Here is a 235-nt window from a genome sequence, read left to right as displayed (position 1 = left end):
CATGAATGAAAATCCTATTGTATTTGCTCTTGCCAACCCGGATCCGGAAATTGCTTATGACCTTGCACTGGAAACCCGTAAAGATGTGATCATGGCAACGGGAAGAAGTGATTATCCTAACCAGGTAAACAACGTATTGGGATTCCCTTATATCTTCCGTGGAGCATTGGATGTACAGGCTACAGGAATTAATGAAGCCATGAAACTGGCTGCTGTACACGCTATTGCTGATCTT

General features: G+C 43.4%; 1 protein-coding gene. It reads left to right on the top strand.

All coding sequences use genetic code 11. The annotated features are described in order from the left end of the window. Positions 1–235, top strand: a 235-nt coding sequence (locus GB932_RS21750) for a malic enzyme-like NAD(P)-binding protein (RefSeq protein WP_497755934.1), incomplete at both ends; no start/stop codon positions are given.

The organism is Microbacterium karelineae, from assembly GCF_009745985.1.
In the GTDB taxonomy this organism is placed as follows: domain Bacteria; phylum Actinomycetota; class Actinomycetes; order Actinomycetales; family Microbacteriaceae; genus Microbacterium; species Microbacterium karelineae.
This window is presented reverse-complemented; position numbering and strand designations above follow the sequence as displayed.